15 protein-coding genes and 1 tRNA gene are annotated in these 14,255 nt (G+C 57.9%); 3 read left to right on the forward strand and 13 right to left on the reverse strand.

All coding sequences use genetic code 11. From position 1 onward, the window contains the following. Positions 1-2 precede the first annotated feature (2 nt). Positions 3-383 (forward strand): holo-ACP synthase AcpS, encoded by a 381-nt coding sequence (gene acpS, locus A37O_RS0104000; protein WP_018296210.1) that lies wholly within the window; start codon positions 3-5, stop codon positions 381-383. 174 nt (positions 384-557) lie between these two features. Here the strand turns inward: acpS and A37O_RS0104005 are convergent, their stop codons facing one another. Further along, entirely contained in the window at positions 558-1,199 is a 642-nt protein-coding gene (locus A37O_RS0104005) for a TetR/AcrR family transcriptional regulator (protein WP_026196130.1), read from the reverse strand. Position 1,200: 1 nt separating this feature from the next. Further along, a complete protein-coding gene (gene bcp / locus A37O_RS0104010; RefSeq protein WP_018296212.1) occupies positions 1,201-1,674 on the reverse strand; it encodes a thioredoxin-dependent thiol peroxidase in 474 nt (157 codons plus the stop codon). A 91-nt stretch (positions 1,675-1,765) separates the two neighbouring features. Here bcp and A37O_RS0104015 point away from each other — a divergent pair, with 91 nt between their 5' ends. Beyond that, on the forward strand, positions 1,766-2,044 hold the full coding sequence (locus A37O_RS0104015) for a DUF3618 domain-containing protein (protein WP_018296213.1): 279 nt from the start codon (positions 1,766-1,768) through the stop codon (positions 2,042-2,044). Between the two features lie 88 nt (positions 2,045-2,132). Beyond that, complete coding sequence (locus A37O_RS0104020) at positions 2,133-2,732, forward strand: DUF305 domain-containing protein (protein WP_018296214.1); 600 nt, start codon at positions 2,133-2,135, stop codon at positions 2,730-2,732. Positions 2,733-2,741: 9 nt separating this feature from the next. On the opposite strand, the gene A37O_RS0104025 is transcribed toward A37O_RS0104020, so the two are convergent. From A37O_RS0104025 to A37O_RS0104070, 11 genes are all read right to left on the reverse strand, one after another. Next, positions 2,742-3,305 (reverse strand): isochorismatase family protein, encoded by a 564-nt coding sequence (locus A37O_RS0104025; protein WP_018296215.1) that lies wholly within the window; start codon positions 3,303-3,305, stop codon positions 2,742-2,744. A gap of 38 nt (positions 3,306-3,343) precedes the next feature. Then, entirely contained in the window at positions 3,344-3,844 is a 501-nt protein-coding gene (locus tag A37O_RS0104030; RefSeq protein WP_018296216.1) for a gluconokinase, read from the reverse strand. Between the two features lie 164 nt (positions 3,845-4,008). Beyond that, complete coding sequence (locus A37O_RS16870) at positions 4,009-5,292, reverse strand: cytidylate kinase family protein (protein ID WP_281167713.1); 1,284 nt, start codon at positions 5,290-5,292, stop codon at positions 4,009-4,011. Between the two features lie 59 nt (positions 5,293-5,351). Further along, a complete protein-coding gene (locus tag A37O_RS16875) occupies positions 5,352-6,179 on the reverse strand; it encodes an MFS transporter (protein WP_281167714.1) in 828 nt (275 codons plus the stop codon). A gap of 190 nt (positions 6,180-6,369) precedes the next feature. Next, a complete protein-coding gene (locus A37O_RS0104040; RefSeq protein ID WP_018296217.1) occupies positions 6,370-7,731 on the reverse strand; it encodes a mannitol dehydrogenase family protein in 1,362 nt (453 codons plus the stop codon). Beyond that, positions 7,728-9,134: a glucuronate isomerase gene (uxaC, locus tag A37O_RS0104045; protein ID WP_018296218.1), complete on the reverse strand. Its 1,407-nt coding sequence runs from the start codon at positions 9,132-9,134 to the stop codon at positions 7,728-7,730. The genes A37O_RS0104040 and uxaC overlap by 4 nt, the downstream gene beginning before the upstream one ends. Before the next feature lie 94 nt (positions 9,135-9,228). Further along, positions 9,229-9,990 (reverse strand): isocitrate lyase/PEP mutase family protein, encoded by a 762-nt coding sequence (locus A37O_RS0104050; RefSeq protein WP_018296219.1) that lies wholly within the window; start codon positions 9,988-9,990, stop codon positions 9,229-9,231. Between the two features lie 69 nt (positions 9,991-10,059). Beyond that, positions 10,060-11,181, reverse strand: a complete 1,122-nt coding sequence (locus tag A37O_RS0104055) for a LacI family DNA-binding transcriptional regulator (RefSeq protein ID WP_018296220.1) — start codon at positions 11,179-11,181, stop codon at positions 10,060-10,062. Between the two features lie 232 nt (positions 11,182-11,413). Beyond that, the gene (locus A37O_RS0104060; RefSeq protein ID WP_018296221.1) at positions 11,414-12,109 is read right to left on the reverse strand and encodes an aminotransferase class IV; all 696 of its coding nucleotides are present in this window, start codon (positions 12,107-12,109) and stop codon (positions 11,414-11,416) included. Beyond that, on the reverse strand, positions 12,106-13,986 hold the full coding sequence (locus A37O_RS16055; protein WP_018296222.1) for a chorismate-binding protein: 1,881 nt from the start codon (positions 13,984-13,986) through the stop codon (positions 12,106-12,108). The genes A37O_RS0104060 and A37O_RS16055 overlap by 4 nt, the downstream gene beginning before the upstream one ends. An 85-nt stretch (positions 13,987-14,071) precedes the next feature. Then, positions 14,072-14,147, reverse strand: a tRNA-Lys gene (locus tag A37O_RS0104070). Positions 14,148-14,255 lie beyond the last annotated feature (108 nt).

Below are 14,255 nucleotides of genomic sequence, written 5' to 3' on the forward strand. Positions count from 1 at the left end.
TTATGCATATCGGCGTCGATCTAGTGTGTATCTCGGAGTTCCGCGCGCAGCTTGCTGTGCCGGGTTCTACCTTCGAGTCGGTGTTTTCTGCCCGCGAGCTGCGGGTAGCAAACGGCAAACCAGATCGAGCCGAGCATTTGGCGGGGCGCTGGGCGGCGAAGGAGGCCTTTATCAAGGCCTGGTCGCAGGCGCTCTACGGCCTGCCGAACCGGATCGAGCCCGACCGCGTGGATTTCTCCGAAATCGAGGTCGTGGCCGACCGCTTCGGACGTGTTGCCCTTGAGCTACACGGCGAAGTGGCATCCGTGGCGCTGCCGGCGCAATCCTTGTCGATTAGCCATGACGGCGACTATGCCATGGCGGCCTGCATCGTCGCGGGCTAGGCGCAATCGCGCGCTAGGCGCAGCCGCGGGCTAGGCGCAGCCGCGCAGATTAACGGTTCAGGATAAACGAAAGCCGAGGTCGCCTCGAAACCTGTATTCGAGTCGACCTCGGCTTTCGTTGCCCCTCAACCGTTGAAGTGGGTTCTCAGTAGACGAGCCGGACGCGTGAGAGCGCTAGCCCTGGGCCACGGCGAAGAGGTACGCGATAACCATTCGCTTGATCTCCGGGACAACCCCGGAAAAGAATGCTTCTCCGCCATCGAGGTCTAAGTCGCGCACCGCGTAGTTGAGCAGCGAGGAGACCGTGTGCACGAGCAGGCCGGCTAAGTTGTAGCGCACCTCTAGAGGAGCGTTACTTGCTAGTGGTTGCATGATGTCGGCGATCAGTTCCAGCATCGGGCGCTCGGTCACCGACGCGGTATAGCGGGTGGCCGGGGTGGATTGAATCGCGTGCCAGACCGCGCGGCGCGAAGGGTCCTCGTGCCACATGCGCGAGAGGTGGTCGATGAATTCGTCGAGAATATCGGGCCACTGGAGAGCCGGAACTTGTTCGGAGAAGCGTCGAAGCTCGGCCACGGTTTCTGCCGTATCCACTCGGTCGAGCTCACAGATGAGGACGTATTTGTTCGCGAAGAACTGATACAGGGTGCCAATGGGCACCTCGGCGCGCTTGGCTACTTCATCAAAGGTGAAAGATTCGAAGCCAACGTCAACCAGTACGGACCGTGCGGCCGCCAAGATCCGGTCAAACCTCTCCCGCGAGCGGGCCTGTGCTGGCCTGCGTCGCGGGACAAGAAGTTCCTGCTCTTCAGACATTTTATAGCGGTAGGTCTCGCAGCAATCGCGCGACGTGGCCGGTTGCCTTCACGTTGTATTGCGCAGATTCGATAACACCTTCAGCGTCGACCAGGAACGTCGAGCGGATGACACCCTGGACAACCTTGCCGTAGTTCTTCTTCTCGCCGAAGGCACCCCACTGCGTCATGACCGACTTGTCCTCGTCGGAGAGGAGAGTGAAGTTCAAATCATGGTCGGCGCGGAACTTGGCAAGCTTTTCAGGCTTGTCCGGGCTAATCCCGATGACATCCACTCCAGCGTCGTTGAGCTGGGCGAAGTTATCGCGGAAGTCACAGGCCTCGGTGGTGCAGCCAGGTGTATTTGCGCGAGGGTAGAAGTAAACAAGGACACGCTTGCCCGCATAATCCGAGAGCGAAACTTGCTCGCCTTTGTCATTGGTCAGGGTAAAAGCGGGAGCGGTGTCGCCTGGGGCCAGACGTGAGGATTCAGTCATGTCCAATACCTTACCGGACATTGAATTCGCGACTACACTATTGTGGGAGCAAAGCACGATTAATTACTTGACAACAAACGGAGTTTGAACAGTGGCACGAGACATCAACGATATCCAGCGCGACATCGAACGTACCCGTCAACAGCTGGCGGGAACCCTCGATGAGCTGGCAAACCGCACCAAGCCACAGAACTTGGTCGACGACGCGAAGAACCAGGCTAATGAAAAGCTCCAGGACCCGACGGTCCAGAAGGTTCTCCTCGGTATCGGTGCTGCTGTCGTGGGCTTGATCGTGTTGAGCGTAGCCAATGGCCGCAAGAAGAAGAAAAACCTGAAGGAACTGCAGCGCATCCTCGCTGAGCGCGCTTAAAGGTTTTCTCGTGGGTTGTGAGCAGCAACCAGACATGCGGCGCTAAGATCATTCCATTAGAAAGTAACTTTTTACCAGGAGTGAGATAATGCGTCGCTTTTTGCTACCCGTGGCCATGGGCTTATTGCTGGCGGGGTGCTCTACACCCGAAGCAGAGGTGCAACCTAGCTCGAACGTCGAAGCCGAGGGAGTAGTCGAATCCGACACCTTGCCGGCCGAAGCGAACACGACAGACGTGCATTTTGTTGCCATGATGGTTCCTCACCATGAGCAGGCTATTGAGATGAGCGACATCCTTCTGGCCTCTGATGTACAAGACGAAGCTGTACGTGACCTGGCGCAGCGGATCAGGGATGGCCAGGCCCGTGAGAATGAGATCATGGAGCAGTGGGGCACTGAATGGGGCCAGGACCAGGCCATGGAGCTGCATTCTCACCACATTGCCAATGGCATGGTGAATCCTACGGTGATGCAAAACTACAGCGAGCTCAGGGGTGAGGAGCTGCGCGTCCGCTTCCTCGAATTGATGCATTATCACCACGCCGAGGTCATCGCTATGACCCAGGACGAGGTAGACAACGGCGGCTACGAGCCGTTGATCGAGCTGGGTGCCGAGATGATCGAGGTACAAACCGCCGAGATGGCGGAGATGGAAGACCTACTCGGCTTCGTTCCGAACCCCCAATAATTAGCGGAGCTAGATCAGCTCTGCTCCAGCAGCGTGGACTTCGTTGAGTGCTTGGTCTCCGCGCTTGTTGTCTACTGCGGCGCACATTCCGGTGAGAACGCGGACCTGGAAGCCTTCCTTAATGCCGTCGAGCGCTGTTGCTCGGACGCAGTGGTCGGTAGCGATACCGCAGATATCAATAGCATCGACATTCTTCTCGCGGAGCCAATCCGCGAGCAAAACACCCTCAGATTTTCCTTCGAAGCCGGAGTAAGCAGCTTCGTATTCTCCCTTGCGGAAGAAGGCCACGATCTTTGACGTGTCAATCGCCGAGTGAATCGCAGCGCCTTCGGTGTCGGCCTTGCAGTGCACTGGCCAGGAGTCAATGAAATCGGGATGTACGGAAAAGTGGCTGCCCGGATCGATATGCCAATCTTGTGTGGCCACGACGTGGGTGTATTCGTTGAGGTCTGCAGTTTCGGAACCGAGGAAGCTGCCGATCAGGGCAGCCACCTCAGGTCCGCGTTCGGTGGCAAGGCTGCCGGTGCAGAAATCATTTTGGACATCGACGATGATCAGAGCGCGAGTAGTCATAGCGCCATTCTAGCGCCACGACTTCGCCAACAGGCAGGTTAATTGTCGTGGTCCTTCAACCACGCCACCGCATTGGCGACGATTTCCGAAGGCGATTCGGCGATATCGAACACATCACCGCGCTCGTCGGTCCGCAGCTCCTCGAGCGTCTCCAGCTGCGAGTCCAACAATGACGCCGGCATGAAGTGTCCGGGGCGCTCCGACATCCGGGAGTAGAGGAGGTCCCTGCTGCCGTGTACATGGATAAACACCGCATCAGGTGCGTACTCGCGGATCTTGTCGCGGTACGAACGCTTCAGCGAGCTGCAACCAATAATGCCGCCGTCAGGGTGGTCGACGAGCCATTCGCCGATGTGCTGCAGCCACGGCCAGCGGTCATCGTCGCTAAGCGGAATGCCTTGCGCCATCTTGTCGATGTTGTTTTGGGTGTGCAGATCATCACCGTCCTTGTAAGGCAGCTCGAGGGCCTCGCCCAGCATGGCACCGACGGTGGACTTTCCCGAGCCGGATACGCCCATAACGACGATGTGTTTAGACATTGTGACCTCCAACGAAAGTAAATGTGTGATTTTGTGGCCTAATGTATCTAGGATACTCCAGGCAGGGAGCAATTGATAGTATCTTTTGGTAATGGGGGCATGCTTAGCGACGAGAAACCGGGCGCGGAAATATTGCACACGCCCGGTTCTAGCTTGTCACATCACTAATCCTTGGAAGGCTCCATTGGATTATTCTCATCTGGCAGCTCATTTTCCGTCGGAGCGGCCTTCAGTGACGCATCGTTAGGCAATGAGTCTGGGTACTTCGAGCGGAAGATCGCGGCGATGAACTCGGCAATCTGCTTGTAGGTCACAGACCCGGTGTTGAGCACGATGTCGTAATCGGAATCGTGGTTTGGATCCCACGAGTAGAGTCGATCGGACATCTCAGCACGGATCCGGTCCTCAGTGATGCACTGTTCGCGGGCTTCCTTATAGCTCAATCCAGTTTGTGCCATGACACGCTCGGTGCGCTTCTCAATCGGAGCAACCAGGCGCACGTGGATGGCACCGTAGACATCACCCAGAACGTGGGCGCCGTTGCGTCCGAGGATCACGCCACCATTATCAACTGCATTGAGGACGAACTCGGTGTTTTGGCTTGCAAGATTCCGGTTCGCGGATTGTGCTGTTGCAGAGTCCAAATCACCGTCGTTAATACCACCCGCGGAAACTGCGCGCATCCAGCGGTCGAATGTGTTGTCAGAGATGAGGTCCTTCTTCTCCACCTGAGCCAGTTCGGAGGAGCTGAAGGCCTGACCGATGTATTCGACACCGAGTTCCTTCGCCACCATTGGCGCAATATCTGTGGCACCGGAACCGCGGAGTCCGAAGACGGTCACGATTGGCGGATGGTTGTCTTCTGCCTTGCGCAGCAGGGTCTTACGTCCATCACCGACAAGAGTGTCTTCGGCCATAACAGTGCGGGAAGGATCGACATCCTTGGCCTTACCAATCGCAGCCTGGGTGCGACGCTCATTCAAATCCGTGATGATTCCCTCGTGGGTTTTCGCATCCAGTGGGTAGCGCACCATCACAAGAATTGCGACAAGAGCGAAGGCCGCGGTGACGAGACCAAAGGCGACGCTAATGCCGTGGATAGCTTCTGGGGTCTGGGTTGCGGCACCGGAGACGTAACCGTAGGCGCCGATGATAGCGCCACCAAGCCAACCACCAACACCCTGTCCGACCTTACGGGTAAAGGAGAGGATGGAGTAGGAACCGCCCTCAGCGCGGATGCCGGTCTTCCACTCGCCGTAGTCAACGGTGTCGGCCTGCATCGAGAACATCAACGAGTTAGTGCCGCCATTGCCAAGGCCGTAGATGAACCAGGCGATGATTGCCAGTGGGAGAGCGCCGTTTGGCACAAAGTACAGCAGCAAGAAACCGAGGATGATCAGGATGCCGTACCCAATGTAGCCATTGCGCTTGCCGAAGCGTTTGGTCACAGTAGGTACAAATGAAGCAGCGAGGATGGTGCCCACTGTGGATGCTGCAGTCAGGAAGACTACCAGCCAGCGTTGCCGAGCACGTCACGGGCCCAGTACATACCAATCGCGTTAAAAATGAAGTTTGCAGTCAGCAGGAAGAAGGCACCGCTACAGAGAATGATCAGTGGCCGGTTCTGGCGGACCATCTTCATTGTGTTCTTGAAGGAGATCTCGCCCTGGCCACGAGGAACAACCTCGCGGGAGTTTGCGAAACAGATCAGGTACAAAATCACGGCGATGACGCCGAGGATGATACAGGTAATGGTGAACCTGAGGCGGATACCGTCTGCTGTGGTGTCCTCGAACTGTGGTGCGACGACTGCAGAGAGGACAACCGTGGTCAGCGAGGATGCGATGGAACGGGCACCCGTGAGCTTGGAACGATCGACTGGGTCCTGCGTCATTGCGGAAGCAAGGGAGCCGTAAGGGATGTTCACAAACGAGTAGGCCAGCTGGAAGGCCGCGTCGAAGAGGAAGATCCAGGCGATGGTGGCTGTGTTACTCAGCCCTGCCGGGGTGGAGAACAGCAGGACGAAAACGATGGCCAGTGGGGTGGAACCGAAAAGGATCCATGGGCGGAGCCTGCCCCAGCGGGTATTGGCTCGGTCGACTGTCTGGCCAGCGATCAGGTCAGCGAAGCCAGCCCAGATCTTGGTAATACCGTAAATGGCGCCGGCGACACCGGCTGTCAGGCCTGCGATGTCCGTCATGTAGACCATGAGGAACATGGACGTCATCATGAACGACAAGTTGTTAGCAACATCGCCAAATGTATAGGTGAGAATTCTGTGGCCGGGCAACTTGGTGTCCGCCGCATTCACCTGTTGTTTGGTTGTGGTGGTCATTTTCACTCCTAGAGGTGACCGTGGAAGCAGGTAAGCAGGGGAGTCGCTTACTTACCTGCGACTGGCCCACAAACCGATGTATAAGACTTTTGAATAATGCGAAACTGCCCTTTTGAATTATCTTGAGCGCGTAATTTCAGGGGACCTGGGGGAGAAACCCGTGAAGGGTTCCTCCGTGAACTTCTTACAATCAGCTCAACTCCTTCAAATCCCCGTTGATCGAACGGATCAGTGCCAAAGCTTGCTCATTGTTCGCTAGGTCTTCGTCGAGCGCCGCGACCAATGCCTTGACCGGATCGGCATCCTTGCGCGCCTGGTCAAGCTCTGCGGCACGCGCATCTTGGATCTCGTCGGCACGCAGAATGTACTCGACCCACGAGGCGATCGAGAGCGCGGCACCGGCACCGTCACGTCCGGCGGCAAGCTCCGCCTTCATGATGGGCACGGCACGCATGCGCTGCTTGGTGCCACCGTCGATAGCAATCTGAGCAAGGTTATGGCGGATCCGAGGATTCTCGAAGCGCTCGATCAGCTGCTCGCGGTAGCCAGGAACATCCAGGCCGTCGGCGGTGAGGTGGTGAGCAGCCTCGTCCCAGAGCTGGTTGACTCGTGCGCGCACGTCGTCGTCGTTAATTGCTTCGGCGACTGTGTCGTACCCCTTGAGCTGACCGTAATAGGCCATCAGCGAGTGAGAACCGTTGAGCAGCCACAACTTGCGACGCTCGAATTGCTCGATGTCATCGACGAAGATGGCACCAGCGCGCTCCCACTCAGGGCGACCCGCAGGGAAGCCTCCCTCGATGACCCACGAGGCGAAAGGCTCGGTGACAACAGGTGCCTGATCCGCGAAACCGGTTTGCTGCTCGACGTCGGCGATCAGCTCGTCCGTGGTGGCCGGGGTAATGCGGTCGATCGACGTGGATGGGAAGGTGACTTCCTCCTCGATCCACTCCGCAAGCTCCGGATCGACTTCGCGGGCCATGCCGCAGACTGAAGCCTGGGTTAGCGGACCATTTTCTGCGACGTTGTCACAGCTCATCACGGCGATGCCACCCAACCCTGCGGCCCGGCGGGCTTGCAGGCCTGCGATGATGCGACCGGCCGCAGTGTCCAAGGACTCCGGGTCACCGGCCTTGAGCGCCGCAAGATCTGAAATCACGTCGGGGCTCGAGGTGTTCAAAGAACCGTCCTCGGCCAAGTGGTAGCCAGCCTCGGTGACTGTCAGGGTGATGACCGCGACTTCTTCAGAGGCGACGAGTTCCTTGAAACGCTCAAGGTTCGTGGCAGGCTGTGCCTCGACGAGCGAAGTGATGACCTCAGGAGAGTCCCCGTCGCCGGAACGGGTGACCAGCGTGTACAGGCCGTCTTGTGGCTTGAGGGCATCCGCGACACCGGCGCTGCGGCCGGTGAAGGAAGCATATCCCCAGCTCGGATCGGACTTTTCGGTGTACCACACCTGGTGTGCGCGGTGGAACGCGCCAAGACCGACGTGGACGAGGCGAACGGCGGGAGCCGGCGCGTCATAGTTTGTGCGATTGAGTGCCTGGCTCATAGCTTGAACGTCCTCCTTGGCGATGCGTCGATGAGATCGACGATGATTTCTGCTGCGCGGTCTTCGGTGATGCGGTGCTCTGCGACGAGTTTGGCCAGGTAGCCTGCCTCAACGCGACGAGAGGTGTTGTGGCGCGCCGGGATGGAGCAGTACGCGCGAGTGTCATCGATGAAGCCGGAGTAGCGGGAGAAACCGGTAGTACCAGTGGTGGCGGAGCGGAATCGTGCCATCGCGTCGATCTCGTCGATAAACCACCATGGTGCACCTGCGTAGACCGCAGGGTAGTAGCCAGCCAGAGGACCGATCTCGCGGGAGAAGGTGGTCTCATCGATGGTGAAGAGGACGAAGTTGAAGTCCTTGTTCTCGCCGAAGCTAGACAACAGTGGCTGCAGGGCCTTGGTGTATTCCATCTGGAATGGGATGTCGTGGCCGACATCGGCGCCGTACTTCTCAAACGCAGAGGTGGAGTGATTGCGGTACACACCTGGGTGCAAGGTCATGACCAGGCCGTCATCTTGGGCCATTTCGGCCATGCGGTAGGTCATGTTGGCCTCGAAGGCATAAGCCTCGTCCCAGGTCCAGGAGCCGTCACGGCCCTTGTCGAAGAGGCGAGAGGCTTCCGCGGCGTCGAGCGGGGTCGATTCCGCGTTGTGCGTGCCGTGGTCAGAGGAGGTGCCGCCGTGCTCCTTAAAGAATTGACGACGATTGCGCAGTCCCTCAAGGTAGCCCTCGTAGCCCGTCTTGCCGCCACCGTAGAGATCGATGAGCTGTTCGACATTAGACGCGAACTTCGCGTTATAGAACTTGGTGTGAGCGTCTGGGCGGAAGGTTGGCAGGACGCGAGGGGTAAACGTTGGATCGTCGGCAAGCGTCTTGTGTGCCTTGAGATCGTCGAGCGGATCGTCGGTGGTGGCCAGCACCTCTAGGTTGAAGGATTCGGCCAGTGCGCGTGGGCGGAAATCAGGTCGCGCGATGATTGCCGAGAGTTCGTCGTAAAGATCATCGGCGTTTTCGCCTGAGATCCGGTCGGGGTTGATGCCGAAGACGTGCTCGAACTCCTGCTCTACCCAGTAACCGGTGGCGGTTCCTGTGTAAAGCGCCCAGTTGGAGCAGAAGATCCGCCAAGCTTCCTTCGGATCGGCTTCGTGGCCTCCCACGCCGAGCTCGGAGAGCTCGTAGCCTGCGGAGTGCAGTACGCGTGTGAGGTAGTGGTCAGGGGAAATTAGCAGCTTGGTTGGGTCCGGGAACGCGGCATCGTCCACGAACATTTGGGCCTCGAGGTGGCCGTGGGGAGAGATGATAGGCAGATCTTCGACATTGGCCAGGAGCCTGCGGGCAATCTCGCGGGTCCCGGGGTCTGCCGGTAGTAAGCGGTCAGGGTGGGATGCATGTGAGCTACTCATAGATCCATTGTCAGCTACGATTTAACTCACATTCAAGCAGTTGCCAGTTGTTGCATCACTTTCTTGGTGTGACTTTTCCCATGTCCCCGAAATTTTACAGCCACGCCTTGAGCGTATCGCTCAAAACTGGCCCCAGGCCCATTTGCCACTTCGGGCCCCACGTCAGCCGACGCACACCGAGATCTTTGAGTCCTTGCAGATCAGCCGGAGTCTGAGCGATCGGATCCGTGGTGACGTTAAGAGGAAGGTTTGTTGCCGCGACGAGCCGCTTAATTTGTTCCGCTGAGGTGGCCGCGACGGGGTACAAGGAGCGCGCACCGGCATCAGCCATGAGCTTCATGCGCTTGATGGCCTCGGCCTCTGGATCATCGAAGACCGACTCACCGTGCTTCATTGCATCGGTGCGACCATTAATCACGAACTCGAGATCAAGTTCATCGGCTGCTGCGCGAACACCTGCGATGTACTCCGCATGCTCCTCTGCGCTGCGAATTCGTCCGCCGTCAACGTGGACCGTGTCCTCGATATTTGCACCCACTGCGCCGGTTTCGGCGACGCGGTGCAAGAGGTCAGAAGGGGACAGGCCGTAACCGGATTCCACGTCGACAGAGACGGGGATGGAAACGGACTCGACGATGTTCCTGGTGATAGCCATGTAATGGCTAAAGTCCATCTTCTCGCCGTCCTCTCCGCCGATTGCATTGGCCACGGGGTGGGAGCCGATGGAGAGGAACTTAAAGCCCGCCTTTTCGACGATTTGTGCACTCCAAACGTCCCAGACTGTAGGCAGGACGAGAGTGTCTCCGGAAGCGTGGGCAGCAGATAGTGTGTGGGCGAGTTCGCGATTGATAGACATGGGATCAGTTCTCCTTAGGTGTCCGAATTTATGCGAGTAAAATCGGTGAAAGTGAGTGTGGCGCCCATCCTAACGAGTTTCGGCGCGCGCCGTTTCCGCGCGCAAGGTGGATCCCCTGACGATGAGTCGGGTGGGAAGCACGCGTGGTTTTGTCAGTGGTTTCTTGACTCCGCGGATCAACGCGATGAGGTTGGCGGCCGATACTCGGCCAACGGCTCGCAGTGGACCTGCAACCGTGGTGATGCGGGGAGAGGCAAGGCTGGCGACCTCAATATTGTCGAATCCAGCGATGAGTACGTCTTCTGGAATCGCGATGTTTTCCATCGTGGCCTGATAATGAAAACCGGCCGCGCTGAGATCGTTGAAGCAGACAACGGCATCAGTGGGGTGTTTCTTCCATTGCTGAAAAGCCTCTTGGCCACCGCGAATGTCGGGTGTGGACAACTGGATTTTGTTTAGTTTTACGGAGGCTTTCCGCTCAGTGGCGCCACTCTGGCCAGATTGACCAGGCTTATACCGGGTGATCAGAGGAGTGTCGTCATTTCCATTTCCGTCGAAAGTATCGCGTAGGGCGCGCCACCGCATGGAGTCTGCCCAAGAATCGCTCGGCCATGACAGGTACGTGACAGAGCGGGCACCTTGGTCGGCGAGATGGTTGGCTAGGCGGATGGCGCCGTCGTAGTTGTCAACGAGCACGCTGGGCACGCCGGGAACAGGGCGGTTTACTGCCACCGTGGGTGTGGTCCGCGCTATTTTTTGGATGTCCGCATTGGTCAGCCGAGACGAGGCAAGAATTAGGCCATCGACGTGTGGCAATACTTTCTCTATCGCGGTACGTGCCTTTATTCCGGATTCTTGTACATCGCTGGCATGGACCCAGACATCTTCAACCCAGCCTGCGTGCGAGGCCCCGCGGAGAATCTCAACGAAAAATTGGTTCCGTAGGTCGGCTGCAATGAATCCGATGACGTCCTTATTCTGACTCACAGTGTTACGAGTTTCTAAGGTCGACCGGTAGCCAAGTTCCGCTGCAATGGTGCGGATTTTCTCTGCGGTGGTGAAGCTGACTCGGTCCGGTCGGGAAAAGGCGCGAGAAACCGTTGAAGGGGACACACCCGCGACTTCCGCAATATCGTAAATTGTGACCGGTGGTGTGGATTGCGGGCTCAGATCAGGCCGTTCCGGGGTCATAGACCTCCACCTTAGCTGTAGAAGCGATTCAAATTTGGGTTCTCCAAATAAAAAAGATGGTCATATCAGCAAATGTCTTATGTATATGCTATGCACGATAAGGTGCCTGGTGATAAAGTCCAAAAGTGTCACGGGAAGTGATGAACCCGCTGGCACTGATGCCTAAAGAACTTCATGTGCATTAGGTTGAACAATGTATGAGAGGCGCGACAGTGATGAGTCGCGCCTCTCGCTAATTTTCGGGTAGAACTTCCGCGTGATCGTCTAACCACACAACAACGTCGCGTTGCAGCGCGAGTAACTCGGTAGGCCATTTTGGCCCATCCGGATTTTCAATCCTTCGCACGTGGGTCGCATTCAGAAACCATGCCGGCTGCTCCAAAAGGATCGGGACAGTAGTCGGGGGACCATCGAAGACATCGACATCCAGAGCATTGAGAGCCGCGCGGACCAAACGTGCCGTCACGCTGTCCAATTGTCGCGGGTGCTGGGGAAACTCCGCTATCCAACTCCCAGTGTGATCTTGGTGAAATAGCACGGGAGTAGAAAAGCATGCCTCGACGACGCGATCGTGGGAATCGACCAACACAACCTCTTCTGCCGGGCTGTCAGCCAGAATGCTCCCCAGCCAATCCAGATCTGGGCCCTTAATAAGAGGCAGTTTCCGGGTATCTCTCGCACCGGTGTCCGCCAAAGTCACTGTGTCAGTTTCTTTGCGGGCGGGTCGATTTCGCAGGCCGACCCCGCTGGCGTGCAGCTCCAGGCGTGGTGAGCCTTCGGCCTGGGAAACCAGCGCATTAAGCTTGTCCATGCTGAGCGAGTACCCACGGGCTAAACATGCCTTCTGGAACCGTGCCAGATGCAGGCTTAACCCACGCACCTTGCCATCGCGGACAGTAAAAGAATCGGCGGCGAGCAGCTCGTTCATGACCATCCTTTCAGCCAATTCTGTGTCGAGGCGAGCCCAAGAAGATGGCGCAAGGGAAGGAGCTTGACCATTACTTCATCAGCCTCATCAGCGGGAGTGCTCAGGGCCGTCACCGCCCCACCTGCCCCATAACTAAGATGCGAACCCTCGAGCACAGCGCTGCGGATCAGCACGGCGAAATCCGCTGTTCCGTCTGCAGCGAGAAAACCTGCCACTCCCGAATACCACCCGCGCGATTCTGGCTCCAAGCCTGCAAGCAACTCGACAGTTCGCTTCTTGGGCGCGCCCGTCATCGATCCCGGTGGCAAACACGCACGCACAACCTCGGAAGATCTCGCCTGACTGCGCAGGTGACCTGTCACCGTGCTGATCATTTGATGCCCGGTGGCAAAGGAATGCACACCAAATAGCTCCGGGACGTGCACGGTCCCGGGTTCGCAGAAATTCGAAATATCATGGCGCATCAGATCCACAATCATCTGATTCTCGGCACGATCCTTAACCGACGACACCAGCTCCTCCCGCAGATGCTCGTCCTCTGCCGGGGTCGCTCCGCGCCCGCGGGTTCCCTTGATCGGGCTGACGCGCACCGTGCGGTCGTGATCGATCGACAAAAATCGCTCGGGAGATGCCGAGAGAACCACGGTGTCGTCGATACGCCAAAAACTCGCCATCGGCGCAGGCGAGTGTTGCCGCAACCGCAGGTAAAGTCCCAGAGCATTTGGCTTTACGACGAGCTCCGCGCGCACATTCGTGGTCATGCAGAGTTCGTAGGAGTCGCCGGAGGCAATAAACTCCTGACACTGCCGCACGGCCGTGAGGTACTCGGAGCGATCCAGGTCGGCCTGCGGTGGTTGGCGAAGCGCTGGGGGAGCAGCGGCGATAGGGGGTGCAGCAGTGATCGTGGGTGGTGTTGCACCCTGGCGCAGATAGCGCCAGGTTTCGCCGGCTTCTTCGACATAAACGATGTCGGGAGTCAGCAGGAGAGCGGAGGTACCCGAGTAGTCAATGACGACAAAGCGCCCCGGCTGGAAAGTACCGCCACCGGAAACTACTGTCTGCGGACTAGCGTGCAGCAAATGTTCCTGGGCGGGCAGATCAATTCTTGCAGAAAAGCCCGTCCCCAGATCGGCTGCGAGGATGCTGCGTTGCCCCGTTGGGTGGGCAGAGTCTGAGCTATCAAGCCAGGCCATGGCCTTGGCCTGAGCATCCAATGTCGCGGCCATTTCCGGCAAGGTGACCTCCGGATCGAGACGCTGCGACAGCCAGATCTGTGTGGGTGGCAGGGCCACACCGATCTCGGCCAGGGCTGCTCGGATGATGTCGCGGCCGTGGTGGGTCCCCACCGACTCGGGGTGGAATTGGAGGCCATAGTGGGGCGCATCGCGTCGTCGACAAGCCATAATCGTGCCATCTTCTGCCAGCGACGTGACCTCGAGGTTGCTAGGCACGCTGTTGGGCTCGACGGCGAGGGAGTGATACCTGGTCACCTCGATCGGGCCTGGGAGCCCGGCGAACCCCGTGATGAAACTCGTACGACCGTGCATGGGGTGCGCGGCGCGCGAAACAGTGGCTCCCGCGGCGACCGCGATGGCCTGCATGCCGAGGCAAATGCCCAACACGGGTACCTCGGTTTGGGCTACGGCCAGGGCGGAGCCTGCAAGATCGCGGGAGTTATGTGGATTGCCCGGGCCGGGGGAAATGACAACCACGTCCTGCTCGGCGATCAGTTCGGGCGTGAGCCGGGGATCATCGTGGGAGAGGATTACGGGGCTGGTGCCCGTGGCCTCATCAATAAGGTGGGCGAGGATTCCCGAGAAGCTGTCATAGTTGTCAATGAGCAGCAACCGCAGCTGGGAACGGGAATCGTGATCCATGGAAAATAAGCATAGAGCGAAGCAGGTTGGAACCAAAAGAAAAAGCCACTTTCCAATTGTTTGGAAAGTGGCTTCTGCTTTGCTATGGTGCGCCATCAGGGACTCGAACCCCAGACCCACTGATTAAGAGTCAGTTGCTCTACCAACTGAGCTAATGGCGCGTATTTTGATTTCGTTGTTGCTGTCTTTGCAACGAGGAATAATATAACACCGTTTGTTTACTTAGGTAAAATCGCCTGGTTATTCAATGTTTTTAAGGGTAATAACGG

Origin of the sequence: Corynebacterium lubricantis DSM 45231, assembly GCF_000379425.1 — a bacterium.
Lineage (GTDB): Bacteria > Actinomycetota > Actinomycetes > Mycobacteriales > Mycobacteriaceae > Corynebacterium > Corynebacterium lubricantis.